This is a genomic window from Halobacillus sp. 12SKB (assembly GCF_052941655.1).
In genome coordinates this window covers 2798294-2824424 of record NZ_JBRFWR010000001.1, presented here as the reverse complement: position 1 = coordinate 2824424, position 26131 = coordinate 2798294, and the positions used below count along the sequence as shown (strand labels likewise).

General features: G+C 43.7%; 30 protein-coding genes and 1 riboswitch. Of the genes, 11 read left to right on the top strand and 19 right to left on the bottom strand.

The annotated features are described in order from the left end of the window. Nucleotides 1-5 precede the first annotated feature (5 nt). The 12 genes from ACQ4XT_RS14030 to ACQ4XT_RS13975 all read right to left on the bottom strand — a co-directional run bounded on the left by ACQ4XT_RS14030 (nucleotide 6) and on the right by ACQ4XT_RS13975 (nucleotide 11004). Nucleotides 6-968 carry a CobW family GTP-binding protein gene (locus ACQ4XT_RS14030; protein WP_446854213.1) on the bottom strand — a complete coding sequence of 321 codons (963 nt, stop codon included), beginning with the start codon at nucleotides 966-968 and terminating at the stop codon, nucleotides 6-8. Between the two features lie 470 nt (nucleotides 969-1438). Further along, entirely contained in the window at nucleotides 1439-1744 is a 306-nt protein-coding gene (locus ACQ4XT_RS14025) for an AbrB/MazE/SpoVT family DNA-binding domain-containing protein (protein WP_160911682.1), read from the bottom strand. A gap of 171 nt (nucleotides 1745-1915) precedes the next feature. After that, nucleotides 1916-3589: a metal ABC transporter solute-binding protein, Zn/Mn family gene (locus ACQ4XT_RS14020; RefSeq protein WP_446854212.1), complete on the bottom strand. Its 1674-nt coding sequence runs from the start codon at nucleotides 3587-3589 to the stop codon at nucleotides 1916-1918. Between the two features lie 82 nt (nucleotides 3590-3671). Next, nucleotides 3672-4088: a Fur family transcriptional regulator gene (locus tag ACQ4XT_RS14015; protein WP_446854211.1), complete on the bottom strand. Its 417-nt coding sequence runs from the start codon at nucleotides 4086-4088 to the stop codon at nucleotides 3672-3674. A gap of 96 nt (nucleotides 4089-4184) precedes the next feature. Then, nucleotides 4185-4454, bottom strand: coding sequence for a 30S ribosomal protein S14 (gene rpsN, locus ACQ4XT_RS14010; RefSeq protein ID WP_446854210.1), 270 nt, complete (start codon nucleotides 4452-4454; stop codon nucleotides 4185-4187). Nucleotides 4455-4482: 28 nt separating this feature from the next. Continuing rightward, nucleotides 4483-5043, bottom strand: coding sequence for a dCTP deaminase (gene dcd / locus ACQ4XT_RS14005; RefSeq protein ID WP_446854209.1), 561 nt, complete (start codon nucleotides 5041-5043; stop codon nucleotides 4483-4485). Between the two features lie 19 nt (nucleotides 5044-5062). Continuing rightward, on the bottom strand, nucleotides 5063-6265 hold the full coding sequence (locus ACQ4XT_RS14000; protein WP_446854208.1) for a GTP-binding protein: 1203 nt from the start codon (nucleotides 6263-6265) through the stop codon (nucleotides 5063-5065). Nucleotides 6266-6284: 19 nt separating this feature from the next. After that, nucleotides 6285-7958: a nucleoside recognition domain-containing protein gene (locus ACQ4XT_RS13995; RefSeq protein WP_446854207.1), complete on the bottom strand. Its 1674-nt coding sequence runs from the start codon at nucleotides 7956-7958 to the stop codon at nucleotides 6285-6287. Further along, nucleotides 7952-9064: an NAD(P)/FAD-dependent oxidoreductase gene (locus ACQ4XT_RS13990; RefSeq protein WP_446854206.1), complete on the bottom strand. Its 1113-nt coding sequence runs from the start codon at nucleotides 9062-9064 to the stop codon at nucleotides 7952-7954. Before ACQ4XT_RS13990 ends, ACQ4XT_RS13995 begins: the two co-directional genes overlap by 7 nt. Before the next feature lie 60 nt (nucleotides 9065-9124). Beyond that, entirely contained in the window at nucleotides 9125-10102 is a 978-nt protein-coding gene (locus ACQ4XT_RS13985; protein ID WP_446854205.1) for a CobW family GTP-binding protein, read from the bottom strand. Beyond that, on the bottom strand, nucleotides 10099-10530 hold the full coding sequence (gene sufU, locus ACQ4XT_RS13980; RefSeq protein WP_446854204.1) for a Fe-S cluster assembly sulfur transfer protein SufU: 432 nt from the start codon (nucleotides 10528-10530) through the stop codon (nucleotides 10099-10101). The genes ACQ4XT_RS13985 and sufU overlap by 4 nt, the downstream gene beginning before the upstream one ends. A gap of 111 nt (nucleotides 10531-10641) precedes the next feature. Beyond that, complete coding sequence (locus ACQ4XT_RS13975) at nucleotides 10642-11004, bottom strand: hypothetical protein (RefSeq protein WP_446854203.1); 363 nt, start codon at nucleotides 11002-11004, stop codon at nucleotides 10642-10644. 523 nt (nucleotides 11005-11527) lie between these two features. Between ACQ4XT_RS13975 and ACQ4XT_RS13970 the strand changes: the two genes are divergently transcribed. The 3 genes from ACQ4XT_RS13970 to ACQ4XT_RS13960 all read left to right on the top strand — a co-directional run bounded on the left by ACQ4XT_RS13970 (nucleotide 11528) and on the right by ACQ4XT_RS13960 (nucleotide 13708). Next, nucleotides 11528-12316, top strand: coding sequence for an MBL fold metallo-hydrolase (locus ACQ4XT_RS13970; protein ID WP_446854202.1), 789 nt, complete (start codon nucleotides 11528-11530; stop codon nucleotides 12314-12316). 145 nt (nucleotides 12317-12461) lie between these two features. Continuing rightward, nucleotides 12462-13409 (top strand): CobW family GTP-binding protein, encoded by a 948-nt coding sequence (locus tag ACQ4XT_RS13965; RefSeq protein WP_446854201.1) that lies wholly within the window; start codon nucleotides 12462-12464, stop codon nucleotides 13407-13409. Between the two features lie 116 nt (nucleotides 13410-13525). Further along, a complete protein-coding gene (locus ACQ4XT_RS13960; protein ID WP_446854200.1) occupies nucleotides 13526-13708 on the top strand; it encodes a hypothetical protein in 183 nt (60 codons plus the stop codon). 125 nt (nucleotides 13709-13833) lie between these two features. On the opposite strand, the gene ACQ4XT_RS13955 is transcribed toward ACQ4XT_RS13960, so the two are convergent. The 3 genes from ACQ4XT_RS13955 to ACQ4XT_RS13945 all read right to left on the bottom strand — a co-directional run bounded on the left by ACQ4XT_RS13955 (nucleotide 13834) and on the right by ACQ4XT_RS13945 (nucleotide 16895). After that, nucleotides 13834-14061, bottom strand: a complete 228-nt coding sequence (locus ACQ4XT_RS13955) for a WYL domain-containing protein (RefSeq protein WP_446854199.1) — start codon at nucleotides 14059-14061, stop codon at nucleotides 13834-13836. Nucleotides 14062-14276: 215 nt separating this feature from the next. Next, nucleotides 14277-14576 carry a hypothetical protein gene (locus tag ACQ4XT_RS13950; RefSeq protein WP_446854198.1) on the bottom strand — a complete coding sequence of 100 codons (300 nt, stop codon included), beginning with the start codon at nucleotides 14574-14576 and terminating at the stop codon, nucleotides 14277-14279. 159 nt (nucleotides 14577-14735) lie between these two features. After that, complete coding sequence (locus ACQ4XT_RS13945) at nucleotides 14736-16895, bottom strand: glycoside hydrolase family 3 N-terminal domain-containing protein (protein ID WP_446854197.1); 2160 nt, start codon at nucleotides 16893-16895, stop codon at nucleotides 14736-14738. Between the two features lie 229 nt (nucleotides 16896-17124). Between ACQ4XT_RS13945 and ACQ4XT_RS13940 the strand changes: the two genes are divergently transcribed. The 4 genes from ACQ4XT_RS13940 to ACQ4XT_RS13925 all read left to right on the top strand — a co-directional run bounded on the left by ACQ4XT_RS13940 (nucleotide 17125) and on the right by ACQ4XT_RS13925 (nucleotide 21221). Continuing rightward, the gene (locus ACQ4XT_RS13940; protein WP_446854196.1) at nucleotides 17125-18357 is read left to right on the top strand and encodes a sugar ABC transporter substrate-binding protein; all 1233 of its coding nucleotides are present in this window, start codon (nucleotides 17125-17127) and stop codon (nucleotides 18355-18357) included. A 78-nt stretch (nucleotides 18358-18435) separates the two neighbouring features. Further along, the gene (locus tag ACQ4XT_RS13935; RefSeq protein WP_446854195.1) at nucleotides 18436-19317 is read left to right on the top strand and encodes a carbohydrate ABC transporter permease; all 882 of its coding nucleotides are present in this window, start codon (nucleotides 18436-18438) and stop codon (nucleotides 19315-19317) included. 21 nt (nucleotides 19318-19338) lie between these two features. Further along, nucleotides 19339-20169, top strand: a complete 831-nt coding sequence (locus tag ACQ4XT_RS13930; protein ID WP_446854194.1) for a carbohydrate ABC transporter permease — start codon at nucleotides 19339-19341, stop codon at nucleotides 20167-20169. Between the two features lie 62 nt (nucleotides 20170-20231). After that, the gene (locus ACQ4XT_RS13925) at nucleotides 20232-21221 is read left to right on the top strand and encodes a LacI family DNA-binding transcriptional regulator (protein WP_446854193.1); all 990 of its coding nucleotides are present in this window, start codon (nucleotides 20232-20234) and stop codon (nucleotides 21219-21221) included. 42 nt (nucleotides 21222-21263) lie between these two features. On the opposite strand, the gene ACQ4XT_RS13920 is transcribed toward ACQ4XT_RS13925, so the two are convergent. Together ACQ4XT_RS13920 and ACQ4XT_RS13915 are read right to left on the bottom strand one after the other, a co-directional pair. Beyond that, nucleotides 21264-22622, bottom strand: a complete 1359-nt coding sequence (locus tag ACQ4XT_RS13920; RefSeq protein ID WP_446854192.1) for a glucoamylase family protein — start codon at nucleotides 22620-22622, stop codon at nucleotides 21264-21266. A gap of 335 nt (nucleotides 22623-22957) precedes the next feature. Further along, nucleotides 22958-23617, bottom strand: coding sequence for a carboxymuconolactone decarboxylase family protein (locus ACQ4XT_RS13915; RefSeq protein WP_446854191.1), 660 nt, complete (start codon nucleotides 23615-23617; stop codon nucleotides 22958-22960). Nucleotides 23618-23798: 181 nt separating this feature from the next. On the opposite strand from ACQ4XT_RS13915, the gene ACQ4XT_RS13910 reads away from it, so the two are divergent. Both ACQ4XT_RS13910 and ACQ4XT_RS13905 read left to right on the top strand, forming a co-directional pair. Further along, on the top strand, nucleotides 23799-23957 hold the full coding sequence (locus ACQ4XT_RS13910; protein ID WP_446854190.1) for a hypothetical protein: 159 nt from the start codon (nucleotides 23799-23801) through the stop codon (nucleotides 23955-23957). Then, nucleotides 23954-24250, top strand: coding sequence for a hypothetical protein (locus tag ACQ4XT_RS13905; protein ID WP_446854189.1), 297 nt, complete (start codon nucleotides 23954-23956; stop codon nucleotides 24248-24250). The genes ACQ4XT_RS13910 and ACQ4XT_RS13905 overlap by 4 nt, the downstream gene beginning before the upstream one ends. 5 nt (nucleotides 24251-24255) lie before the next feature. On the opposite strand, the gene ACQ4XT_RS13900 is transcribed toward ACQ4XT_RS13905, so the two are convergent. Further along, nucleotides 24256-24681: an RDD family protein gene (locus tag ACQ4XT_RS13900; RefSeq protein WP_446854188.1), complete on the bottom strand. Its 426-nt coding sequence runs from the start codon at nucleotides 24679-24681 to the stop codon at nucleotides 24256-24258. 43 nt (nucleotides 24682-24724) lie between these two features. Continuing rightward, nucleotides 24725-24874: a hypothetical protein gene (locus ACQ4XT_RS13895; protein ID WP_446854187.1), complete on the bottom strand. Its 150-nt coding sequence runs from the start codon at nucleotides 24872-24874 to the stop codon at nucleotides 24725-24727. 73 nt (nucleotides 24875-24947) lie between these two features. Between ACQ4XT_RS13895 and ACQ4XT_RS13890 the strand changes: the two genes are divergently transcribed. Next, a complete protein-coding gene (locus ACQ4XT_RS13890) occupies nucleotides 24948-25469 on the top strand; it encodes a DUF420 domain-containing protein (RefSeq protein WP_220584959.1) in 522 nt (173 codons plus the stop codon). 181 nt (nucleotides 25470-25650) lie between these two features. Then, nucleotides 25651-25881, top strand: a complete 231-nt coding sequence (locus tag ACQ4XT_RS13885) for a hypothetical protein (protein ID WP_446854186.1) — start codon at nucleotides 25651-25653, stop codon at nucleotides 25879-25881. 116 nt (nucleotides 25882-25997) lie between these two features. Then, nucleotides 25998-26100, top strand: a riboswitch (TPP riboswitch). Nucleotides 26101-26131 lie beyond the last annotated feature (31 nt).

The window sequence follows — 26131 nt, the reverse complement described above, 5'->3', positions numbered from 1 at the left end:
TTCCTTTATCGCTTTCCTATCCGGTGGAAGCTGTTCAGAAGTTCGGTCCGCTGGATCCGGTCGCCGATCAAAATGATGGCCGGATGAATTCCTGCTTGTTGTTGAATCTTTTCAAACTCCAGGGTGTTGGAGGAATATTGAAAGGAATAAAGTCCTTCATGCCCTGCAAGATTCACGACTCCTTTTCCTCGTAAGACCGTTTTAGGTAAGTGGCTCAACCAATTTTCCAGCTCCTGTTTCTTCACCATTGGCACGGGGGCAATCTTTATTGCCTGCAACCCGGAATGATGATGGGAATGGGCCGCCTCTTCTCTCATTTCCGTTGAAGAATGGGTAGAAGTAGAATGATCGGTTCGTCTCTTCCATAACTCCTCCAGTGGGACCCGCCCATAGGTCGTCTGAAAGATCGGAACGGAATCTCCTGCAAGTCCTTTGATTTTCCTCATGGTTTTATTTAAGGTCTTCTCTTTAGTAAGATCCTGTTTGTTTAACAGAATGACATCGGCGCTGGTCATCTGTTCTTCCAGCAGCTTCCGTATGTCCGCCGTGCTTGAAAAAACACTTTGATACTCTAAAAAGGTACTGGAGTCTATTAAACTAATCATCGAATACAAACGGAAATGAGACGAATAAACAGGATTCTCTAATACTTTCTTCACTTCGAGAGGGTTGGAAACGCCTGTTCCTTCAATAATTAAAAGGTCCAGCTTATTCCTTTGCGCCTCCTCTATCAATTCATCCAGTGTCGTCTCTAAATCTTTCTTGATAGTACAGCATATGCAGCCATTTAATAGTTCTTTCACGTTTTGTTTTTGAAAGAGAGGTTTTTCTATATTCACTTCTCCCAGTTCATTCAAAATCACCCCTACCCGTTGGTTCTTCCTCTCACATTCTTGGATCATTTTTAATAAAACGGTGGTTTTTCCACTTCCTAAGAAGCCACTAATCATATACGTCGGTATGAGCACGAACAGCATCCTCCTCCATTTTTTAAATCGTAAACGTTACTATTTAAGACAATCTACTATCTAAAGAAGAAAAATATGCGTATGAACCAATAGCTTTTCCTAAAATTCATCCAAAGGCCTCATTCGATTGTAGGACTCCGAATTTGAAGGTGGGTATTCATCAGAACGAAGACTATTGGTCGCTTGAACATCGATGGATACGCTCAAATCAACAACAGTCTCTGAGCACACCATAAAGCAGGAGTATTCTTAATATCATCCTTCATTCGAGGCCATGAAATCATTCTTTTACAAGAGTATGGACAGCCGCCTGATGGATAACGAAAAAAAGCGAACCACGGCATGGTGGTTCGCTCCTAGCATGTTTACAATGTGGAAGAGGCATATGCCTATATGGGGGGAGATAGGTAGTGAAATCTTTAGGGGATGGAACAAAAACGATACTTCCCAATATCCGGAATCCATTCTCCTTATTCTTGCATAGGCTTCATGATTACAGCCATCTCTCCTTCTTCTATATCCATATGGAAACGTTTCAAGCCTTTCCGCTCAAAGTAGGTACGTATTTCTTTCGGTACATAAATCAGTCCTTTTCTTCCCACCGTGCTCATCACATCCAGGGTTCTTTCGTAAGCGGGCTTAATAACAATCCGATGATTCACGACGTTAAACGTGACGGTCATGCCGTCTTCGATCTGTAATTTCCTTCTCCATTCTATAGGCATGTTGAAATCGCTTTTGCATGTGAAATCGATCGTTTTATGCGTCTGTTTCATACTTATTCCTCTCCATACTCCAATTGGGTGTGATGTGTTTTTGTAGAATAGATCATTGACCACCCCTATGTATTCATGCGCGAACAATAGAAAAGCTGAAGACCATGTTCAGTCTTCAGCTTTTCCCCCTTCTTTGATCACCGGAATAGTTATGATAACCAGAATAGAATCTTAATGGGCCATCATTTCATGGGCGATCTCCTGTCCATCCATATCTAATGGATAGTAGGTCGGCCAGTGACTCACTTCCTCAAGCAACGCCTCACGGTCATCGCCCCAGTACAGGTGATAGTGATCCGCTTCGGTTGGATAGATATTATGATCACTAAACTGGATATACTTCGGAAGTCCTTCCGCTTCTTCCTCCAGTTTAAAGATGTATCTTACCCCTCTATTGCCTTTCTCGTAAGTTAAGATTTCATACCCATCCGAGACATAGTCCCCGGATCGTTCTTCTCCATCTTCATAAAAAGTGACGGTCTTTCCGTGAATATCAATACGATTCACATCTGTCTTATACCCCAGCTCATAATATTCCTTGTATTCTTCCGCTGTCTTGTCTCCGTCTTCTGCTTTATGAGCATAGACTTCATCAAGCGTTCCGTCTTGGTGGTGAGGGTACACCGACTGCCAGTCTCCTTCCCAATCGGAAAGTTTTCGTTCCTCCACTTGGCTGTCTTCAAAGTATCCCTCATAAATTTTCTCCGCTTCTTCGTCATGCCCATGTTCATGACTGTGGTCATGATCGTGCTCCTCAGACTCATCAGCGTTGTCTGAAGCGGCTGAAGGATTCGCTAAAGCGGTTGAAAGGACTTCTAAGTTACGCTTCATGAGGCTGAAGTAATCCTCATCATTTTGAATGTCTTCTTCCGTTAAAACAGATAAGTTGTGGATGCGTAACGTCTCGGCGTCGATTTCCTGGCGTACAACTTCTGCTACTTTAGGGGTTACGTTCTGTTCGAAAAGTACATAGTTCAAGCCATTTTCTTCAGCCGTTTTCACGATATTTTCCAGGTCCTTCTGTGAAGGTTCATTCGCAGGGCTTAGTCCAGAGACCGCCACCTGCTCTATTCCGTAATTTTCTTCCCAATAGCCATAAGCGGCATGGGATACGATAATCTTATTCCCAGGCAGGCTTTCCATCTTCGTATGGAACTCTTCGTCTAAACGTTCAAGATCTTCTTTCAGCTTCTCAAAGTTTTCTAGGAATACGTCTTCCTGTTCAGGGTTTATTTCAACTAATGTGTCTTTAATATGTTCGGCCATTTCAATGGAACGAATCGGATCCAGCCAAACGTGAGGGTCCTGGTCGCCATGGTGATGCCCCTCATGTTCCCCTTCGTCGCTGCCTTCACCATCGGCATGGTCGTCATGGCTATCTTCTTCGTCGGCATGTTCGTCCTCATCGTGAGCATGTTCGTCGTGGTTATCTTCTTCGCCGTGGTTGTGGCTGTGATCTTTCAAATCAATGCCTTTGGATGCTTCAAGAATTTGAACATCTTCCGACTCGATAGAATCAGAGATTTTCTTCGCATAAGGCTCTAATCCTGCACCGTTATAAATGAAAGCATCTGATTCCGCGATTTCTATCATTTCTTTCGTCGTTGGTTCATAAGTATGAGGGTCGGTTCCCGGTGGCAGAATAGATTCTACTGAAGCTAGATCTCCAGCAATTTGTTCTGTGAAAAACTGAAGGGGATAAACCGTTGTGAACACCTTCATCTCTTCCGTTGAATCCTGAGATTCCTTTTCACTTTCATCACTGCTTGCCTCTTCCCCATTACATGCAGCCATGGTAAAAATAATGAAACATAAACTGAATAATCCTAAAAATTTCTTAAACATTCGTTCTCCTCCTTCTCTTCCACACTTGATTTTATCGTAACCATTACGGTTTGTAAATAGTAATCATTACTTTTAATATGAGTTACCTGACACTTCCATGACATTGAGGACAAATCCCGTAAACTTCAAACTTGTGATTTTCAATAAAGTACCCTTCCAAATCATTTTTGATGAGTTCCATCGGACAAAGGTCGATATCTTTCGTTTCCCTGCATGCCTTACAAATAAAGAGATGCTTATGGCCCGGACGCGCAAGCCGGAAATGCTTTTCCCTATTCATCTCTATGGTTTCTAATAGTTTTTCCTCGGTTAGAAGATAAAGGTTTTTATAAACGGTGGCATAGCTGACACCAGGGAAATATTCCTGGACTTTCCCTATGACATCTTTAGCTGCCAGATAGTGAGGCTGATCGATGAAAATCTTCAGCATTCTCTCTCTTTGTTTTGTACGTTTATATCCTTTTTCTTTTAAGGTGTGGATGGCTGTTTGTAAGTCCAATAGACTTCACCCTTTACTCATTAGATATCCGTGGCTCTTATCATAATCCTGTTCTACCTGCAATTCTTCAGGAACTGAAAGCCGGTCACAGGTCACTTACCAGCTTGATTTTTTCACCCCGGGAATCTGACCTTTATGTGCATATTCTCTGAAGGCGATCCGGGACATCTTGAACTTTCTCATATAGCCACGCGGTCTTCCCGTCACTTCACACCTCCCTGTTAAACGTGTGGGAGAGGAATCACGCGGTAGTTTTCGAAGTGCTTCATCATCTCCTTTGGCTTTCAGCTCTTTTCTAAGTTCCGCGTATTTCGCTACCATCTCCTGTCTTTTTTTCTCTTTTGCTATTTTAGATTTCTTAGCCATTCTGTATGCTCTCCTTTAATGATAATCATTACGATTTAAAATTTTTAAAATGATTCTCTTTATCTCGATATACGGCACTAGCCGTTGTACTGGATTGACCCCTATATTTACCTTTATAGGCGTTCGTCGGTCGATCCATCTGGGCAAGAACGAGTTGACAGATTCTCCATCCCTCCGTCAATTCAATCGGGCACCGATTTGAATTGAACAATTCCAGCGTGATGCGTCCTTCAAATCCCGGATCCACCCAGCCTGCATTCTGCACAAACAACCCCATCCTCCCGATTGAACTTCTCCCTTCGACAAACGCGGTGAGATCATCAGGTAATTTCACCCATTCCTTCGTCGTCGCAAGAATAAATGAATGAGGAGGGATAATCATGGATTCATTATGGCCAATATAGATATCGCGATAGGAAGCTTTCTGTTTAAAAGACAGTTTGCCTGTACTATGTTCATCCACTGTCATAAAATGCCTGCCCAGAGTCAAGTCAACAGAAGCAGGCTGCACATGATCCAGGATAAATGGATCGATGCCCAACTCCTCTTTCTCCACCTTGTTTTGTATAGACTCACGGGATAGTATCATGTTGTCACCTTCTTTATTTTCATTGATAGGATTTGACTTCCCAGTTAAAGGGATCTTCCATCTCCGACCATTCCATGTCCGCCTCTTCAGGCGTTAACAAACACTCGTCCAACTCTTTGGTAATCGTTTTCTGATCAAGTTCCACTCCAATGAAAACCAGCTTGGTCATTCGGTCACCGTACTCTACATCCCAATCGTTCAACACATCCGGGTTTTGCATAATCGTACGGTCTTTTTGTTCTTTCGGGAGGGCGGCTACCCAATAGGAGACCGGTTCTATGGAAACCGATGGGCCTGCTTGTGATAAGAGAAGCGCCAGATCATTCCTTGTGGCACACCATGAAATTCCTTTAGCTCTTACAATCGAAGTTGGCATCCGGCTGATCCAATCGTAGAAGCGTTGGGAATGAAAAGGAAGCCTTCTCTGATATACAAAAGACTGAATCCCATATTCTTCCGTTTCCGGGGTATGGGCCTCAGGACCTGCCATTAATTCCTGGAGCCACCCAGCCGATTGACTCGCCTTTTCAAAATCAAAACGATGCGTATTTAAAATCTTATCCGGATCGATTTCACTATACGTTGTTGGGATGATTTCCGCATCAGGCTGTAACGTCCGCACCACTTTTGTCAAGGCATCCAGCTGCTCTTCCGTCACCATGTCGCATTTATTCAATAGAAGCACATCGCAAAATTCAATTTGGTCGATCAGCAGATCTGCCAAATTTCGTTCGTCCTCTTCGCCTACCGCCTGCTTTCTGTCCAACAGGCGGTCTCCGGATTCATAATCGTGCCAAAACCGGTAAGCGTCTACCACCGTTACCATCGTGTCCAAACGACAGAACCGGGTAAGGTCGATTCCAAGCTCTTCATCGATATAAGAAAAGGTTTGCGCAACCGGTACAGGCTCGCTGATCCCTGTGGACTCAATCACGATATAATCCACATCCCCGGCTTTTGCAATCTTTTCCACTTCGATCAATAAATCTTCTCTTAACGTACAGCAGATGCAGCCATTGGACATCTCGACCAAATTCTCATCCACCCTGGAGAAATGGCCGCCTTTTTCCACTAGGTCTGCGTCGATATTGATTTCACTCATGTCATTGACGATGACAGCGATTTTAAGTCCGTCGCGGTTGTTTAATAGATGATTGAGTAACGTGGTTTTTCCTGAACCTAAGTAACCACTCAAAACTGTGACAGGTATTTTCTTATTCATAGGATACCTCCTTGTATTTTTAATGGAACAATGACGACAAAATGACAGCCAATAGTAATGTGCTGATCATTGAAGTGGTCATTTGTTTCCCTAAGACTCTACATGCATGTATGAAACCCATTTCCTTATAAATGGCGAACAAGGTGACAAGGCAGGAAGACAGCGTAGACGCGAAATACACGACTACAAACACTTGCCACGTCTCCAACGTTTGTAATAGAGCCCCTTCTCCTTCATTCAACACCATCATCCCATCTTTACGGAAGATAGAGAAAATCACACCCGGCGCAACATCCGCCGGTAATGAAAACACTGTCAATAAAGGAGAGAAAAGAGCGGCCATCCCCTGCATAACATCAAAATATTGGAGCAAAGAAGCGACTACACAAATGATAATGAAAATAGGCATCGCTTGAATTAAAAATTGCTTCAGTATACCCGTTAAGCGATACTTTACACCTCTCCACGTAACAGCCTGTAAATATGGAAGAGAAGGAACAGAAGTTAGCGGAGTAGCGTTCTTTTCCCAGATTCTAGTGTGGACCGCCCCCACTAAGAACAATAGGAAGATATAAGGAATAAACAAAAGCGGGTGACCAGCAGAGCCGAATAACGATAAAGACGCCCCGATTTGATAGCTGCAAGCGGAACCAAAAGAGATCATCGAAATACAAGCCCCTCTTGTACAACTGCTGCAGCTCCTGCTCTGCATCACAGCTACTACGTTGCACCCAAAACCAGTTAAAACTGGGATGAGGTCTCTTCCTGATAAACCAATTTTCATAAGCCATGGGTTCAATGCATAGGTGATATGTTCCTGGACACCCGTCTCTTCCGTAATCGCCACACTTAAACCGATGAGAAAAACGACTGGAAACGCCCATAAAAATGAGTACCAGCCAAGAGTTAGAGCACCATAGCTTCCTACCAATAACACTTGTATGAATTCCGGAACATGCGCAAGGCCTTCTTTTAAAGGATGTAACAGTACGTCTTCTGAAATAGGCTGGAGGTAACTGGAAAATAAATATGCTGCAATAACCGGCCCAGCGAACATAGCTATAACTATGAATAAAGCGAGGAAAGGCCCTACCAGCCGTTTAGCTAGTAATCTTTCCATCCAGCTTGAATTTATTTCTTCTAAACCGCCCGGTAAAAACGATAGTAACTGACTGTTCATCTCCCAGATCGAGGAAGTCTGAATGGCCTCCCCTATTTCATTCTGCTTTTCTTCACTAAGTGAACGACTATTACACCATATGACAGGGACATTCAATAATTTTCGGGTAAACTGTTTATCTTCTTCATCTGGTTGAAATTTATCGCTGTGAGTAGCTATTACCACAACGTTCTTTCCTCTTAACTCCAATTGCTCTTCTAATTGGAGCAAGTCATCTTTTAGACGTGAGGCTTTCACAACCAAGAGAACCTCTTCCAAATCTTTGATCTGATTCAACGCCATTTGGGTGGTGATGCTATCATCTTTGTAAAGAATACCTGGTGTATCCACTATTTTCATTGTGGAATCCTGCTTTATAGCCCCACTTGATATGGTTACAGTGGAGCCCTTCACATTGGTTTCCACACCTGTCTGGTGACCGGTCAGATGTCTGAATAGACCCGTTTTACCTACAGATTCAAGCCCTGCTAAGGCTACTGTTCTTTTCTCTTCTTTCCTTTTATTCGTCAGCATTCACAACGCTCTCCACACTGCGATAAATCATCCAGATAGAAACTTTCCTTTCTATATAGATCAAGAATATCCATATTCAAATTCAACTGTGAGCCAATCGCTTTGGCGACGATAGGAAATCGTTGCCGAAACTTATATATAAAGCAAAACACATGACTGTCGTGCCGTAACTCAGGGCCACATAGATACAACCCCTCACACTTCGTCGATTCATCCTGATCATTGACTAGAGGTTTTCCATGCTTTCCACTTTCAAATAAATGCGAAATGATCGAGGTGCTGCCCTTGAATCCTGTCGCTAAAATCGGTGGTGTATGTGTAGTCCATTGTTTTCCTTCCATCGTATCCACATAATACATACCCTTTTCCTTTGACACGGAATGGACCGTTTGATGTTCAAAGATTTCGATTCTTCCTTCAGGTATCGCTTCTTGCATTCGTTTAAACGTGTAGGGCGATAAAATCGTACTAGGATCACTACTGTCAATCTTCCATGTTGGTGTCTTTGCCAGAATCCGTGTATTTTTCTTCCATTTATTCAACTGGTACACAGCATCAAGTCCACTTTCATACCCGCCTATGACGAGGTAATCTTCTTCTTCCATCTCTCTCCATGCGTGAACGTGACTGTTATGAATACATAACTCTGCACCCGGGAAAACCTTCGTATCCGGATATTGATACTCTCCTGCTGCCCAAACCACATACTTACTCGAAAGCGGTCCTTGTGAAGTGGTCACCTCAAACGTCCGCTTCTCTGATTTATTTACACTCTTCACTTCTACTCCTGTTTGGACAGGCAATTCATAGTGGCTGACCAACAACTCCAAATATTCCGCATAATCTTCTCCTGTAGGATGTTCTTCATTTAACGTATAACCCGGAGAAGTTTTGGGTGCTACTGCATTTAAGTCTGTTTGGCCAAATCCTTGAGATGGAAAAGATGGGGTTATAAATCTCATTTCTTCCGGCCATCTCCGAAAGGTTTCCCCAATCTCCCCCCGGTCTATGATACAAAAATTTTCACATCCCATTTGCTTCATGAGAATTCCTATTCCAATTCCTGAAGCACCTGCACCTACAATGAGCACATCGTATTGGTTCATGAGAATCCTCCTCTCCATTAAATAGTAAACATTACGATTTAAAACTTTGCAAAAAAATTTCTAATCCGTCACACACTGCCGGAACTGTTCCGTAAGACTTTTTTTATCTAAGTTCTTTCCAATAAATACAAGCTCACTTACACGCTCATCCTCTCCCCACGAACCTGCTTCCTCTCCTGCAAAAAGCATATGAACGCCTTGAAAGACAAAGCGTTTTTCTTTTCCTTCAATGTTCAAAACCCCTTTGTACCGATATAAATGCTCTCCCTGAATTTGGACGAGAAAGGAGAACCAAAGGTTCAGCTTTTTCAAATTCAATGGTTTTCCTTCCCGGAGAGCCAAAGAAGAAATTTCGTCATCATGGGAATGGTGATGGCTGTTCAAAAAATCCGGATGTACTTTCAATTTTTCCTGCAAGTCGAAGGAATGAATCCCTAGAACTTCATCCGGTGAAATCCGGCTGTTCTCACAAAGGTGTTGCGAGGCGGTGGGATTGATGCGTTCCAATCTTTTTCGCAGATCCGTAAGCTGATCCTTTGTTACCAAATCCACTTTGTTGACAAGAACAACGTCTGCAAAAGCGATCTGATTGATAGCTTCCCCCTGTTGATCCAAGTGTCTGGAAATATGCTTCGCATCAACCAATGTACAAACCGCATCGATGAAATAATCTTCGACCATTTCTTTGTCCATCAGGAATGTCTGCACAACAGGTGCAGGATCAGCGAGTCCTGTCGTTTCAATAATCACGCGGTCAAACTCAATCATTTTCTCGTGCCTGGATATCGCAAGCATGGATAACGTATCAATTAAATCTTTGCGTACATTACAGCAAATACAACCACTGTTTATTTCGATGATTTCTTCTTTCGTTTGTTCAATGAGCTGATCATCAATCCCTATCTCTCCAAATTCGTTCACTATGAGTGCTGTTTTTTCTTCTGTATGCTTGAGCAGCTGATTAAGGAAAGTGGTCTTACCCGATCCCAAATACCCCGTTACTATGGTTACAGGGATTCTTGTATCAATTGCCGTCATGTTTTTTGCTCCTCCAACCATTGATCAAGTGCTTTCCAAGGCATAAGAGCACAATGATGTCTTGCCCGTAATTTATGTACGCCCTGGAGAGATGCGGCATCCCCTAAATCAATCTCATCCTCCTGTTCCCCTTCCCTTATTAAGCGCTCAAAGGCACGTCTCTTCTTCAGGCATTCCTCTACGGTACGGTTTTTTAAAAGCTCAGTCATCATGGAGCATGAAGCCATACTAATGCTGCAGCCTTCGCCTTCGAAAGATAAATCTTCAATTCCCCCTTCCCTTACGCTTACATATAAGACCATAATATCTCCGCAAGTAGGATTTTTATAATGGATTTTATGAATATCTCTTTCTCCGTCCATCGCTCCATAATTTCGTTTGTATTTGGCGTGGTCCATCACAATTTTACGATATAGATCATCTAACATTTTCATAACCTCCCACTCTTTATGATGATAAGCGTAGACGAGCCCATAAAATTACAGGACTCTGCCTGGCATATCCCGTGCCATTTCCCCCTTTGACTGATTCCAGTTTCGTTACGAATGCGGAAGTGATACAAAGTAGATTTTTTGATTTTCCTTTACATTCGATCTAGCTCGAATGATGTCTGTACAATCGATCCACTTGACATCATCCATTTTCGAGGCAAGCTGGCAGGCGATTTCTTCCTCCATTTCTTTCATCATTTGTAATAATTCAAACAAAGTTAAGTCAAAATGTTCCGCTGCACGTTTATGAGGAGAGTCATGTTTGAGACGGTCCATGAACTCTCCTGAAGAAGTCACTTCTTCTGCAATCTCATCCTCCATCTTTATCACATAGTTATATATTTCTCTCTTTTTTTGCGGCAGGGTACGGACAATATGATCGGTCAGTGTTTTCATTAAATAATCACTCATTGTTTCACCTCTGATTTAGTGAGAATCAAACCTTAGCTTATGGAATTTGGACCTGTATTTATTGTCAAAAAACTTAATCGTAATCATTACTATTTGTTCTCGGAATATAATGTACCACTAATTTTCTATAAGAACAAGCATTAATTGTTTCATTTTGTACTTCCCCCTCCATTCTACTCGTACTGCAAATCCTTGGAATGGATTTGTTGCATCTTTAATGAAATGAAGTTAGAATGAAAATCCCCCAAAGTAAATAGTAATTATTACTATTTATAATATTGCGGGAGGAAATAAATGACTACACAAGACATATGCAAAACCAATCATCCAATGATTTGTATGGGCGGCAGCTGTAACAATGCTGGTGACAAGATCAATCATTTATTTTAAGGCGCGTATTACGAAAGGAAGAGCCATGTGTTTAGTGGTGTTCCTAAGCATTTAGAAACTATAAAAAACGATGATCTGAATAAGATGTCCCATTTTTATTTCGAGTGGTTTATATATTTATAGGAGGTTTATAATGAATACTTACCCTTTTCGCATAGGAGACTTCAACGCTTTGGTGATTTCTGATGGGGGAATGCCGGTAACGAAAGATTTCTTTTTCGCTCATACACCTGATCCTATCGTTCAAAATTTCCCTGCTGAATTTCATGCTCCTCTCAACTTTATTCACCTTTCATATGGAGATAAAAATATTCTCATAGACACAGGGTTTGGCGGGGAATGTGAGGAGGCCGGTCAACTGCTCCATTCTTTAGCTGAACACGGAATTTGCAGAGAAGACATTGATGAGGTCATTCTAACTCATGGGCATTTAGATCATATTGGAGGAGCTGTGATTAACGGGAAACCTTCCTTTCCCAACGCAAACCATTACCTGCGGGTGGAAGAGTGGGAAATGTGGGCGGATAAGAAAAGTTCAAAAGAATATAGAATCCTCTCTGAATTGGAGGATTCCATCACCCTGGTACATAAGGACATCGAAATACTTCCAGGAATCAAACTCCTTCATACGCCGGGACACACCCATGGGCACCTTTCTGTCATGGTGAATTCAGAAAATGAAAGACTTCTCATTGTCTCTGATCTATTGAATGACCCCTCAACCCTCAATCATCTCCCATCGCATATCGGGTTGGAAGTTTCCCCGGAAAAGGGACGTCAAACGAGAAAAGCCATCATGGACTTTGCTAAGCAGCAAGGGATCATGCTCTTTGTATGTCATTACCCATTTCCCGGCCTGGGATATATCGATCAGGATAATGGCAATGATCGATGGAAGCCCCTGCTCACAGAAAAACATTAAGGCTTCCCGAAGGATTGAAAAAAGATGACTATAGATAAAGTGATTCACTTGTTTGCATAATTCGGCGATCTCAGGTACTTTCAATCAGGAGATAGGAAGAAGACTATCCAAACTTTATTACTTACTTCACAAGGAGTGTCTATGAATGGAACTCACCGGCATCCACATACTTTCTGGTTTCTTAGGTTCAGGAAAAACCACGCTATTGCAGAGAATACTGGAAGAAGAATATCAAAAAGGACGAAAAGTAGGCGTGATCATGAATGAAGCAGGCGAACTGCCGATTGATACCCAGTCATTGCCTGAGGGCACCCCTTTAAAAGAACTGTTAAACGGCTGTGTCTGCTGCACACTTTCTGATAAACTGGAAACTCAAATTTCGGATATCCTGTTCCAACATGATCTGGATGTCCTCTATATAGAAACGACAGGTGTTGCACACCCGGTTGAGGTATTAGATGCGTGTTTAACGCCCCTTTTATCCGATAAAGTTAAAGTGAATTCGATTATCACCATGGTCGATCCCAATAGTTGGGCAGGACGGCATAACCTCAGAATCCCACTCAGAAAGCTGATTACAGAACAAGTCAAGCATGCAGACCTTGTCATATTGAATAAATCAGACCAGCTTACAATACGAAATAAAGAGAAATTGATGAGAGAATTAAATGAGATAAACCCTGGTGGTAAGGTGCTTGCAGCTAAACACGCTCAAGTTCCCCGGGATACTTTTTCAAATATAGAGGTTAAACAAAGGCGTGACCATGAAAAAGAACAAACGATCGACCATCTTCATATTAAGACATATGTTCATAAATTCTCCTCTCCCGTTAACCAGGAACGATTTGAAAACTTCTTGAAGTCCATGCCTGAGCAGATTTATCGTATTAAGGGATATATACGACTGACAGGTCAAGCAGGAACTCAACTTTTTCAATATGCTTATGGAATGCCAAGCTTCACCCCTTCTCCTCTAAATTTGGAAAACAATTTAGTGTTTATTGGTGATGATCTTGATCATGCGGCTTTGAAAGAGGAACTGAGAGAGGTAGAGGAAAAATCTTCTCCTTCACATTCAAGTACGCAAGATTAGTAGGCGTGTTTTTTTCATTTAAACACCACTCATCCCTCCCCCGAGGAAGGAAAGGTCTATACATCTGATTATTTTTTGAGTTGTCGCTAAACCTACAAATATGGAGGTGATGGGTAATGGCAACGAACCAGCCAAAGGCAGGAATTGAGGTCGGACAAGGAAGAAGAGAGAATCCGGAACCATTGAATCCAGGCCGTTCCGGGACAGATCCAAATAAAGTAAAGCAGGAAATTCAAAAGGATGTAAACGCAGGGATAGGCGCCATGACATCGCGTGAGGCAGGATCCATGAAAGACTAAAGAACCACTATTTTGTGGTTCTTTTTTTACATACTTATTTTCTTGCAAATCTCAACGATTCTAATGTACCTTTTCTAGTTTCCACTAGAGCAACCGTACATTCACCATATTTCGATGACAGGATTTCAAAGTGTCTTTTTATAGCTCTCCCTCTTTTTATAAGGGGTTACAGACAAAATATTGGCGAGCTTGAACGACCGCACAGTCTTACGAGTATAGCAATAAGCCAAAACGGTTTCCTCTTTGATGGATACTACGCGGATGACCCTTTGTGAGATCTTTCCTTGGTCAGCCATGTAGATGAGTTCCAGTTGTTGTTTCTCCTCTAAAGCCCTTCTCAATACGCCATTCATTGATGATCACTCCCTTAACATAAGCGCGAACGTTTGTTCTGATTATGTATATGTTACCACACGGGCATTAGAAGTAAACTGGTAAATGAAGGTCTTTAGTCATACTATAAAGCTTAAAAATGACAAAGAATATTACTCCCAAAAAATTCCACAGGGCGAAATATTCCCCGGCATACGCCAGGGCTATTCTGATGTACAACGAGGTTTTGTATCAGTTATTCATCCATTTCCCGGTTGTTATCGTCATTATTAGTTCTTTCATCAAAAGGGTCCTCAAGATCAATTTCCCTGTCACCAAACTCGATCTCCTGGTCCTCTCTATCGATGATCGGATAATCAACATCAGGCCTCGTATCCTCGCCATCATCTCTGTCCAAACGGTTTCTTTGATCGTCCTGGTCATAACGTGTCGGCTGGTAATTCACATCTTCCGGTTCATTTGGTTCGTTGCCAGCGCAACCGTTCAAAATCGCTGCAATTAAAATGCCTAATAAAATCGGTCCTTTGATTTTCATGCATTCACCTCCTGTTTCAACCTCTAATATTTACTAAAAGCCATGAAATAAGTCATTATAAAAACATTTTTATTTTTTAATGGACAGGCATTCATGACCCTATAAATTTCAACTAAAAAACCACACGGAAAATCCCATGTGGTTCTGAAGTAAAGATATTTAAATAAGCGAGAATCTTTCAGACTTCGTATCCCGACTGTTCGGCCCTACGAAAACGTCAAACTCCCCGGCATCACTCTTATGTTCCATGTTCGCATGATAATACCTGAGCTGCTCTTCTGTCAGAGTGAATTGGACGACCTTCTTCTCACCAGGATGGAGATAAACCTTTTCGAAATCCTTCAGCTCTTTCAGCGGGCGGACAACTTCTCCAACTAGATCTCTTACATATAACTGAACGATTTCTTCTCCCGCATAGTCGCCTGTGTTGGTGACTTGAACAGAAACAGTCAACGACTCATTTTGTTGGATCCGGTTAGAGGAGATCGTAAGTTCGTCATAATCGAATCGGCTGTAGCTCATTCCGAAGCCGAATGGAAATAATGGTTCGTTCGGGATATCAAGATATTGAGAGACATAGCGCTCCTGCGCATCTGGCGCGCCTTTAGGACGGCCTGTATTGTAACGGTTGTAGTAGATCGGCACTTGTCCGACGGAATAAGGCATCGACATCGTCAATTTAGCCGAAGGGTTCACTTCGCCGAACAGGAGATCGGCAAGCGCGTTCCCGCCTTCGGTTCCTGGATACCACGCCTCAATGACGGCGTCGGCGTTCTCGATGACTTCCCGTAGATCAAGGGGACGACCATTGAAAAGGACGGCTGTGACAGGTTTGCCTAATGATTTGATTTTTTTCAGAAGCTCTAGCTGGATCTCAGGAATGCGGATGTCTGCCCGGCAGCCAGCCTCCCCGCTCATATCGGAATGCTCCCCAAGCGCTACAACGATGGATTCCGCCTGTTCCGCTTTTTGCAATGCGGCTTCCATTTGTTCGTCCGTTCCCGTTTCGATGCCGCATCCGGCTGAAGTTAGGAGCTGGCTTTCATTTAAGTATTGGGAGAGGCCGGAAGCAACGGTAACGGTATCATCGGCTGAACCTCCCCATGACCATGGCCCGAGGATATCGGTATTTTCGGCAAACGGACCGATCAGTGCGACTTTTTGATCCTGCTGCAACGGCAGGGTCTGTTCGTTTTTCAGGAGCACCATCGATTTTGTGGCCAGTTCACGGGATGCTTTTCTGTTTTCAGCGGAGAGGATATGGGTTTCTTCCTCTTGTTCACTCGCTCCCCGGTAAGGATTATCGAACAATCCGAGTTTCTGTTTCAATTGCAGGATGCGCAGCACAGCTTCATCGAGGATGCTTTCTTCCAATGTCCCCTCTTCGATCAGATCTTCTACATGATTAACGTAACAGGATGTCATCATTTCGACATCGACGCCCGCTTTCATCGCTTTTTCTGCTGCCTGCTTTTCATTTTCTGCGACGCCGTGAGGGATCAATTCCTTCACCGCTCCCCAATCAGAGATGAGCACACCATCAAAGTTCCATTCATCCCGGAGAAGTCCTCTCATTAACGGTTCATTTCCTGTCGATGGCATGCCATTTAAAATATTGAAAGCTGTCATCACCATCTGAGCACCTTCATCTAACGCAGCCTTGTAGGCGGGAAGGTAGTTTTCACGCAGCTGCCATTCGGACATATCGACGGTATTGTAATCACGGCCGCCCTCCGGTGCCCCATAGGCAGCGAAGTGTTTGACACATGAAGCTACTTTATAAGGATCATTTTCCAAATCTCCTTGAAACCCCCGGACGAATGAACGGGCGAACTGGCTGTTCAGGAAGGTGTCTTCCCCGGTACTTTCCATGACACGTCCCCACCTCGGTTCCCGTGATAAATCCACCATCGGAGCGAATGTGACGTGGACGCCCGCGACAGCCGCTTCTCTAGCTGCAATGGAAGCACTCTTTTCAGCCAGCTCCATATCCCAGGAGCAGCCGATCGCTAAGGGGACAGGAAAGATGGTCTTGAACCCATGAACGATGTCCGACATGAATAACAACGGAATCCCTAACCGGCTCTCTTCCATATGAACCTTTTGAATATTGATCGTTTCTTTCGCTCCTGAAGCTCCTAGGACCGAACCTGTACGTTTGATATCTTCTTCATCTATATTCATGTGAACCATCGGACCTGTAATTTCTCCCCGATCGGAAGCTCCTTTAAAAAATGGTGTGGCCAATTGGACGAGCTGCCCTACTTTTTCTTCTACGGTCATTTGATCCAATAAGTTTTTCAGATGATGTTCTGCCATGAATGTTCCCCCTCAATATAATAGTTAGTGAAACGTTTCAATAAAATATAACTGCAGTATAATGCCACCAATCTTATCCGTCAACTGCTTTGAAATAGTCATTAATTAAGGTTTATTAAATTTTATTAGAAAAATCAAAGAAGTAGTTGAAAGCGGATACAAAGTAAATTATAATACAGTTATCGAAACGTTTCAATAAACTTTAATTTTTCAAAAAGGGGTGCTTTATGTGAAGGGAAAACTATGGTTGTTGATCGCAGTTGTTATGACATCATTGATGTTGGCAGGATGCTCAGACAGTTCATCCTCTGAAGGGGATGAAAACACGGTAACGGTGTGGGCGATGGGAGAAGAAGGAAAAAAACTGAAAGAGTTCAGTAAAGATTTCGAGGAAAAGAACGAAGGTTTGACGGTCGATGTGCAAGCTATTCCATGGGATACAGCCCATGACAAATTGTTGACAGCGGTTGCCTCAGGAAATGGACCCGATGTCGTTCAGCTGGGTACCACCTGGGTACCGGAATTTGCAGAAGCAGGAGCTCTACTGGACTTATCTGAATACATGGAAGACTACCCGAATTTTGCAAAAGAAAATTACTTCGATGGTTCTGTAACAACGATGGAACATGACGACCAGGTCGTAGGAATTCCTTGGTATGCCGATACACGGGTCATTTACTACCGGAAGGATATCTTGAAAGAAGCGGGTTATGAAGAAGCACCGAAAACGTGGGACGAGCTGAAGGATGCGGCTCAAACGTTAGCGGACCGTGGCGAAGATTCCTATGGTCTTGACATCGATCGAAATGATCAGATCACTCCTTTCATTTTCGCGTGGCAGAATGGTTATGAAGCGAACCTTGAGGAAGGAAAGTTAAATTTTGATTCTCCGGAATTCAAAGAAGCGATCCAATACTATACGAGTTATTTCGAAGAAGGAATCAGTCAGAAGCAGGAAGGAAAAGACATCGTAGAAGCTTTCAAGGATGGTTCGAAACCGATGTTCTTCAGTGGCCCTTGGATGATCAATATCATCAATGACCAGGCTCCGGACCTTGAAGGGAAATGGTCGACAGCTGTCATGCCTACCAAAGAAACGAATACGTCCAGCATGGGTGGTGCCAATCTATCCATTTTTGAGAGCTCCGATAACGTGGAAGGCGCCTTGAAGTTCATTTCCTATATGACGGATGTGGATACACAGTTGAGCTGGTTGGAAGAGTCCAACACCCTCCCTTCCCGTACGGAAGCGTGGGAAGATCCAGTGATGCAGGAAAATCCGATGTATGCAACATTCGGCGAACAGCTGGAGAATACGAAGCCTGGTTTGCAGACCGAACAGTTTGAAAGAATTGCCCAGGAACTACTGGCTCATATCGAACGCATTACCGTAGGTGGCGCTGACGTAGAAAAAGAGCTTGAGGAGTTCAACCAGGAAGCTCAAAGCTTGATCGAAGAATAAAACATCACATGGCAGGATGGAATGGAACCCCCATTCCATCTTCTTTTATCCATGTCACGACAAGGTAGGTGGGTTTTCATGAAATTAAAAAATAGACATCCTTATATGTTCATATCTCCAGCTGTTCTACTGTTATCCCTTTTCAGTTTGATTCCGATTCTTATTGCCTTTTTCATCAGTTTTACGGATATGAACTTGAAAGGTCTGGCCGATTGGTCTTCGATTTCCTTCATCGGTCTTGAAAATTACCAATCCCTATTCGCTGATGATAAATTCATCAAATCCATTTTCAATACGATCTTTTATGTCGTCATCGGTGTTCCATTAGTCATCATTTGTTCATTGTCCATCGCTTTGCTGCTGAATTACGGGACAAGCAAACTGTTCACGATGTTCCGGGCCGTATACTACATGCCTTCAATCACGAACATCATTGCGGTCGCTGTGATCTGGGGTTATTTATACAACACAGAGTACGGCTTGTTCAACTACTTACTCTCTTTACTTACAGTTGAAAATGTTCCATGGCTGCAGGAACCGACCATCGCTAAGATCTCACTGATCATCTTAGCGGTCTGGAAAGGGATCGGGATCAATATGATCATCTTCCTCGCCGCTTTGCAGGGAATCCCTAAATCCTATTATGAAGCAGCCGAAATGGATGGAGCGAACCGCTTGCAGGTGCTCTTTCACGTAACGTTACCGCTCCTGCGCTACGCCACGTTCTTCGTAACCGTTACCACCCTGATCGGCTGGATGCAGTTTTTCGAAGAGCCGTTCGTCATGACCGATGGCGGACCATTGGACGGCACGATTTCCATTGCCCTGTTCATTTACAAAGAAGGTTTCCAATTCAGCGAATTCGGCTATGCGGCCGCTGCGTCCTTTGTGCTTTTCGCGATGATCATCATCGTAACGATGCTCCAATTCAAATTCAGAAAATCAGATACGGAATATTAATAGAAGGGAGTTCCAGCAGTTATGGCAGTAGCGACTAAGAAAAACAAATGGGAACAAGCGCTTGTCATCTTTATTATGGTAGCGGGAGGCATTCTCGTTTCGATTCCATTCATTTGGATGATTTCAAGCTCTTTCAAGCCTGAAAGTGAAGTGTTGGCCATCCCGCCGACCATCATTCCGGATAATCCGACCCTTGAAAATTATATCAACCTGTTCACCAATATGAATTTTGCCGTGTACCTGAGGAATACGCTCGTCATTGTACTCTTCTCTTTCCTCGGATTATTGTTCAATGCGATGGCAGGCTATGGTTTCGCTAAGTATGATTTCAAAGGCCGGGAAAAAGTGTTTTATATCGTCTTGGCGACGATGATGATCCCCGGTCAGGTCACCATGATTCCTGTATATCTGTTGCTGAATGCGATGGGTCTTACGAATACGATGACAGGGATTATCTTACCGGGCTTGGCTGTCGCCTTCAGCATCTTTTTGTTCCGTCAGTTCATGACGACGATCCCCGACGATCTGATTGAAGCGGCAAGGCTGGATGGCGCCGGGGAATTCTACATCTTTTTCCGGCTGGTCATGCCGATCGCGAAACCGATTTTTGCGGTGCAGGGAATTCTGACCTTCATCGCGGGTTGGAACAGTTTCCTTTGGCCGTTGATCATCGCCAATGATGAAAGTCTTTACACTTTATCCGTCGGACTCTCCCTGCTGCAGGGGCAGTATGCGAATAATTTCGCCCTGCAAATGGCGGGGGCTGCTTTCATGGTTGTACCGATCATCATCATCTTCTCTTTTTTCCAAAAGTATATTGTGGAAGGTTTTACCATGTCAGGCATCAAATAAGTCGGTTTTCTTGTAAAAACTGTTATAATTAATTATACGAATAGACAGATGGAGGATTTAATATGGCTACAATTAAAGATGTGGCTAAGCGCGCAGGGGTTGCGCTTTCGACCGCTTCCTATGCGTTGAATGGCAATCAAAAAGTGAGTGCATCGACGATCGAAAAAGTGCTCAAAGCCGCTAGAGAGTTGAATTATCAGAAGAACGGGTTCGCTTCCGATCTGAAGCGGACCAAAACAAATACGATCGCCTTAATATTGAGTGATATGTCAGGCCCCTACTTTTCTGAATTGATCAAAGGGGTCCAGGAAGTGACCGCAAGCCATCAGTATGATTTGATCGCCTGCAGTTCCCTGGGCGGCGATCGATCCACCGCCACGAAATTTCTGCGGGAGAAACGAGTGGACGGAGCGATCATCCTTGCGAATAATGTCAGTACCCAGTTGATTGAGGAGTCTGCACGTGAAGATTTCCCGATCATCGTGCTGGATCGTGAAGTCCAAAATCCGTTTGCGATTCATGTGAAAGTCGATAACCGCCATGGCGCCTATCAAGCCACGGAACATTTGATTGAAAATGGACACCGATCGATCGGGTATATCAGCGGTCCCCACGATTCCCATGACAATGAAGAACGGTTCAAAGGCTTTTCAGATGCCTTGAAAGAACATGGGATTACGTTCCAATCGCGCTTTAAAATAAGTGGGAATTTCACTCGTGATGGCGGATACCGCGCAACCAAAATGCTCATTGCCCAGCAGCAACTGCCAGATGCGCTGTTTTATGCCAATGATGAAATGGCGATCGGCGGCCTTCAGGCTTTCGCAGAAAAAGGAATATCCATCCCGGATGACGTTTCTATCGTAGGATTTGATGACATCCAGTTATCGGAGTATGTAAACCCCCCATTGACGACCGTCAAGCAACCGAAGTATGAAGCAGGAGCTTTAGCGGTCCATACCATTTTTCAAATGCTCGCAGGAGAGCAGGTGGATCAGTCGTTTGACCTTACCACAGAATTTGTGAAACGCTCTTCTGTAAGAAGCAAATAAAAAAACCCGGTGATTCTCTCTTGAGAGTCACCGGGTTATTTATTATTTGATGGAGAATTCTTCTTTGATCAGTAGCTCTTCAGGACCGTGTCCAATGTCTGATTCATGGAAATAGTCTCTGATTACCCCATCCTTAAGGTAATTGATGATTGCAACCATCGTCATGCCCTGGTCGAGAGCGAGATAAGCGTTGGTCACTTCCCCTGTTTCTACATTGACGGAATCTAAGAAGCCATACTTGCTATAAGTATCGAAACGTTTCAATTGATGGATGTTTTTGAATGCTTCCATCGGTGCATATTCAAGAGCCAGGAAAGTGGCGTGAGGGGTTACCGTGCCGTCTGATTTATATCCATCCATGCCAAGCGGTGTAGCGGCGAATTCAGAATAATCCTCCGGCGTCGCAGCAGGCGACATTCCCCAGGCTGCGTATCCTTCCTCTTTGGCATATTGGATTTGAATGTCCGCATGACGCTTATTGTTCAGTCCTAGTGCATCTTTACCCAGTTCTTTTTCTTTTAATACAAGAGGTGGCATGAGAGCTTCGAACATGCTTCCTCCCCAGCTTGGTACATACTTTTTACCGTTGTAAGAATAGTGGCCTTCAAACACTTCCACACCATCATACGTCGTCGTATATCCTTCCGGCTTCTGGGCTTGCCAGTCCCAGCTGTCAGGCATCGTGCGGTACATCTTCCACCAATGTTCTTTAGGAACATCCCCTTTACCGATCGCGATGTAGCTGGCGACACGAGGTTCTGTGTAGAACGCTCCGTAATGGTGGGACGTATAGCTTTCTGCTGCGACATCATATCCGCCTCTCATCTGCCCGACTTCAGGCGTATAGAGCGTGGAATAATCCATATCCTGTACGATATCATTGGACTGATCATAGAGTTCCGGGTACGCTTGTCCGACGACGATCAACCCTGCAGAAAGCCAGCCATTGTCTACGGTTGAAATGAACTCGCCCCAGTCCGTATAAAGAGAACCATCTGAGGTGTTGTACCAGTTATAAAACAAGCCGTTCCATTTTTCCATGTCTTCAAGCGTCGTTAAAGTTGTTTTGATTTTATCAACCGCTGAATCACGGGAAATGTGCCCCGCTTCTTCAGCTGCAATCGTGCTCATCATGTAGATTCCGATGTTCGTTGGCGAGGTGTGTTTCTGTGCCGTCCTCTCCCCGTTCTCATCATATCTGACAGCATCATAAGTGAGTCCTGTTTCCTCTACTGTAAAATCTTCAAAATACCGGTACGTTTTCTTTGAAATCGCTTCCAATTGTTTCGATAAAACAAATTCCTTCCATTTCTGACCATGCTTCGCCATCGTCGCAGCGGGTGCGGTGACGCTCATCACCAGGATAAATGCCAAGAATAAAAAAGAAACCTTCTTTTTCAAAAAAACACTTCCTTTCAAAGATTGGTGAAACGTTTCGATTAAAGTGTACAGGACTCTAGGATATTGGTAAATACGATAATAGTAGTAATTGTCGTAAATTTCAGATAGTTACTGGGATGAAAGTAATGGTCAATTTTTCTAACGGGGAACTGTAAGGTCCAGCTAAATGCAGTGAAAGAAGATCGGGGAGTTTTTATAAAAAAGCCTGCCCCACCACGTCAACCGCTTAGCGAAGTTGGAGGCAGGCACTTTTCAGCATGCTGAGTTGTAATAGAGGCGATCCCTTGATTAAGGAATCGCCTCTGAAAATTTTTATTTACTTATCCATCATTCTCTTACTCATCATCATAGGCATTTAAAGCATTCACACTATGAGCAAGAGCCGAACCTGCTTTTAAAGCCGTGGCAACAAAAATGGCTTCGGCTACCTCTTCTTTTGAAGCTTCCTGCTTCTTCGCACCTTTCGTATGGACATCGATGCAGTAAGGACAGCCAGTTGTGTGAGCAGACGCTGTGGCAATAAGCTCTTTATCCTTAGCGGAAATCGCTCCGTCTTTCATGGATTGCTGATCAAAATCGACAAAGGCATGGAACGCATCCCCATTAAGGTTGGAAAGTTCTTTCAGACGGTCGAAGTAAGAGGCTTTGTATAAAGCATCGTCGCCTTTTTCATCGTATGTATTCAACGCATTTACACTGTGTGCGATCGATGAACCTGCTTTAAGTGCTGTTGCTACAAGGATTGCCTCTGACACTTCTTCTTTCGTCGCTTCCTGCTTCTTCACATTTTTCACATGCAAATCGATGCAGTAAGGGCATCCCGTCACATGAGCTACCGCTACAGCAATCAATTCTTTTAATTTACCGTTCAGCTTTCCTGGTTCGAGCGCTTTTTTATCAAACGCTACAAAAGCTTTGAACGCTTCTGGTGCCAAATCCCCAAGTTCCGGCAGTCTCTCAAAATATGATTTTGCATAGAGTAGATCGTTTCCCATTGCCCTCTCTCCTTTGTATTCTTTAGTTCACTACAATGATAAATTTTACCATCTCAGGACTCCCTCGTAAATAAAGTGAGGGAATTTTCTGTCTTCTCTAAAAAGAGAACCCTTCATTGAAACCTTCCTCCTTCCTAAACGTATAGCATAGTGATAATAAACGAATCGGAGGATGTTAAAGATGGAATTTTCACTGGACGCCGTCATCCTGGCTGCAGGAATCGCCTTAGCCGGCTACTTTATCGGAAACGGACTGAAAAATTTCGGACAGAGAAATCCGATGGACGATTACTTGGATCAAACCATTAATGAACAGTTAAGAAAGGGGGAAGAAAAATGATGTTTGTAGGACTTTTATTGACCCCGATTTTCCTAGTAGCTCTCGTTTATCTTTTACGCTTCACCTGGGGGAAGAAGGGAAAAACGGAGGAAGGAAAGGCAGTGGTGAACGCTTCCTATGCAAAAGCGGCACCGATTTTCCCGATCGGCTGGCTCGCGATCGAACTTTACCATGATTGGATTCAGCCCCTATCCTTTTCTACTTACCGTGATACGATGTGGATCCTTGTGTTGATCACATTCATTTTTATTGGAGCAAGTCTGTTCCGGTACCGCAAAGCAGCGGTAGCCTGAGCCACTTATTCCAACGGAGGCTCTTTCCATTTAATCGTCGTAAAGGATATGATCTCACTCCACCCTCTCCCCTTCGGATCCATCAAAGCGGTGACGAAGGAAATCCAGTACCACATTCCCTGGGTAAGGATGACCGGACCGAATCCAAGGATGACACGGATGAAAATCTGCATGATGGTCGGCGACTTGCCTGCATTCGTTTCGATGGTGAGGTGCGTCAACAGCATGCCGATCGTCCTCCCTTTTGCAAGCAGCGGGAAAAGAATGAGAAGCGAGACATGGATGATGATGAAGGCTTTCCAAAAGACGGGGTTCGGATCAAAGCCGCGACCTGTGTCCTGTGTGGCTGTATATAGGATGGCAAGGAATCCGGATACGATGAGTTCAAGGCCTGTGCCTATGAATCTGAGGAACAAGTTTCTTTCGGACATCGAAGTCCCTCCTTTCTGTGTAGTATCCTATGGGTTTTCGTCGTCATCGGTTTGCCCATTCACCCAGAACGACGAAAAAGAGATGGAGCTTTTGCCCCATCTCTTTTTCAATGCCTTCCTTTTTAAAATCCTCGTTATTTCCTAATTCCCAATCAGAATATGCTTGTTCGACAAATTGTGCGTTTTCTGTCATAGCATTCTCCCCTCACTTTCTTTATACTTGACTAGGATTCTATATCAAGTGTCTTTTAGAAAGGATCGATACCATGAAAAAATTCAATTACGTCCCATGGGTCGTGGGGCTTTCCATCGCTATCAACCTCATCGTTGTAGCTTTATTGTTTTTACCGAAAGTGGACGGGGATCTTGGATTCAATATTAAACTCCTTCCCCTCCTGAATGCCGTCTTGAATTCCTTTACGTTCGTTTTCCTGCTTGCTGCCTTGTTCATGATCATCAGGAAAAACGTCAAGTGGCACAAGCGTTTCATTTTCGCTGCTTTCACGTCGACGGCTCTTTTCCTCGTTTCGTACTTGACGTACCATTCGATGGCGGAGTCGACATCGTTCGGCGGTGAAGGGATTGTCGCAGGGATCTATTATTTCATCTTGATCACCCATATCGTACTGGCTGCACTCATCGTGCCTCTTGCCCTGCTTACATTGTTCCGCGGGCTTGCGATGAAGGTGGACAAGCACCGGAAAATCGCGCGATGGACGATGCCGTTATGGCTGTATGTCAGTCTCACCGGCGTCATCGTCTACTTGATGATTTCCCCTTATTATTGATGCGACAAGGCGCGACGAAGCACCTGGTTTATTGTCGAAATTATTTGCTTCCTTCCTGCACCTTATTATAGTAGAATAACAGTTAGAGAGTTGCCGCTAATTGATTTCTGTAGATTTATGTTTCAACTAATGCTATTCAGGGAAAATGTAAGGTTCAAGGTCAGATAATAAGGAGACTACAATGGATCTACTCCAATTTATGAAAAATGAAGGTTACACTTCGGCCAAGTTCTCCTCGTTGACTGGTGAAGACGTCCAATTGGTGTTGAATGATGTGGCTTCAACAGAGGACCTTTATCAACTAATGGATGTGACGCCGACCTCCGTCACTTATTATCCTTATGAACGCGTACCGTATATTGATTGTTTCATAGATCAGAACGTGATGAAATTACGCTTGTCAAAAGCATAAGGCATGGACCGGATCCGCTTTTGAGCGAACCGGTCCTTTTATTTTCTAGCAAAAGATGGTTTACAAATCTATGACTCTCGGCTACGATGGAAGCAACGTACAAGAACTGCATACGCGTTTTGCACTGGGGGAGCTGCTTGAAGCGGCTGAGAGGAAAATTTCCGACCCTTGGAACCCGAACTAGATAATACTAGCGTGGGGAAGTGCGGTCGTCATTCACAAGGACCAGACTGGTTCTTCCTTTATGAGT

Bases quoted from the DNA above. Each gene is read 5' to 3' on its own strand.
- ACQ4XT_RS14025 (WP_160911682.1), bottom strand. From the start codon at position 1,744: ATGAAACAGACGCATAAAACGATCGATTTCACATGCAAAAGCGATTTC.
- ACQ4XT_RS14020 (WP_446854212.1), bottom strand. From the start codon at position 3,589: ATGTTTAAGAAATTTTTAGGATTATTCAGTTTATGTTTCATTATTTTT.
- rpsN (WP_446854210.1), bottom strand. From the start codon at position 4,454: ATGGCTAAGAAATCTAAAATAGCAAAAGAGAAAAAAAGACAGGAGATG.
- dcd (WP_446854209.1), bottom strand. From the start codon at position 5,043: ATGATACTATCCCGTGAGTCTATACAAAACAAGGTGGAGAAAGAGGAG.
- ACQ4XT_RS14000 (WP_446854208.1), bottom strand. From the start codon at position 6,265: ATGAATAAGAAAATACCTGTCACAGTTTTGAGTGGTTACTTAGGTTCA.
- ACQ4XT_RS13995 (WP_446854207.1), bottom strand. From the start codon at position 7,958: ATGCTGACGAATAAAAGGAAAGAAGAGAAAAGAACAGTAGCCTTAGCA.
- ACQ4XT_RS13990 (WP_446854206.1), bottom strand. From the start codon at position 9,064: ATGAACCAATACGATGTGCTCATTGTAGGTGCAGGTGCTTCAGGAATT.
- ACQ4XT_RS13985 (WP_446854205.1), bottom strand. From the start codon at position 10,102: ATGACGGCAATTGATACAAGAATCCCTGTAACCATAGTAACGGGGTAT.
- sufU (WP_446854204.1), bottom strand. From the start codon at position 10,530: ATGTTAGATGATCTATATCGTAAAATTGTGATGGACCACGCCAAATAC.
- ACQ4XT_RS13975 (WP_446854203.1), bottom strand. From the start codon at position 11,004: ATGAGTGATTATTTAATGAAAACACTGACCGATCATATTGTCCGTACC.
- ACQ4XT_RS13970 (WP_446854202.1), top strand. From the start codon at position 11,528: ATGAATACTTACCCTTTTCGCATAGGAGACTTCAACGCTTTGGTGATT.
- ACQ4XT_RS13965 (WP_446854201.1), top strand. From the start codon at position 12,462: ATGGAACTCACCGGCATCCACATACTTTCTGGTTTCTTAGGTTCAGGA.
- ACQ4XT_RS13960 (WP_446854200.1), top strand. From the start codon at position 13,526: ATGGCAACGAACCAGCCAAAGGCAGGAATTGAGGTCGGACAAGGAAGA.
- ACQ4XT_RS13955 (WP_446854199.1), bottom strand. From the start codon at position 14,061: ATGAATGGCGTATTGAGAAGGGCTTTAGAGGAGAAACAACAACTGGAA.
- ACQ4XT_RS13950 (WP_446854198.1), bottom strand. From the start codon at position 14,576: ATGAAAATCAAAGGACCGATTTTATTAGGCATTTTAATTGCAGCGATT.
- ACQ4XT_RS13945 (WP_446854197.1), bottom strand. From the start codon at position 16,895: ATGGCAGAACATCATCTGAAAAACTTATTGGATCAAATGACCGTAGAA.
- ACQ4XT_RS13935 (WP_446854195.1), top strand. From the start codon at position 18,436: ATGAAATTAAAAAATAGACATCCTTATATGTTCATATCTCCAGCTGTT.
- ACQ4XT_RS13930 (WP_446854194.1), top strand. From the start codon at position 19,339: ATGGCAGTAGCGACTAAGAAAAACAAATGGGAACAAGCGCTTGTCATC.
- ACQ4XT_RS13925 (WP_446854193.1), top strand. From the start codon at position 20,232: ATGGCTACAATTAAAGATGTGGCTAAGCGCGCAGGGGTTGCGCTTTCG.
- ACQ4XT_RS13915 (WP_446854191.1), bottom strand. From the start codon at position 23,617: ATGGGAAACGATCTACTCTATGCAAAATCATATTTTGAGAGACTGCCG.
- ACQ4XT_RS13910 (WP_446854190.1), top strand. From the start codon at position 23,799: ATGGAATTTTCACTGGACGCCGTCATCCTGGCTGCAGGAATCGCCTTA.
- ACQ4XT_RS13905 (WP_446854189.1), top strand. From the start codon at position 23,954: ATGATGTTTGTAGGACTTTTATTGACCCCGATTTTCCTAGTAGCTCTC.
- ACQ4XT_RS13900 (WP_446854188.1), bottom strand. From the start codon at position 24,681: ATGTCCGAAAGAAACTTGTTCCTCAGATTCATAGGCACAGGCCTTGAA.
- ACQ4XT_RS13895 (WP_446854187.1), bottom strand. From the start codon at position 24,874: ATGACAGAAAACGCACAATTTGTCGAACAAGCATATTCTGATTGGGAA.
- ACQ4XT_RS13890 (WP_220584959.1), top strand. From the start codon at position 24,948: ATGAAAAAATTCAATTACGTCCCATGGGTCGTGGGGCTTTCCATCGCT.
- ACQ4XT_RS13885 (WP_446854186.1), top strand. From the start codon at position 25,651: ATGGATCTACTCCAATTTATGAAAAATGAAGGTTACACTTCGGCCAAG.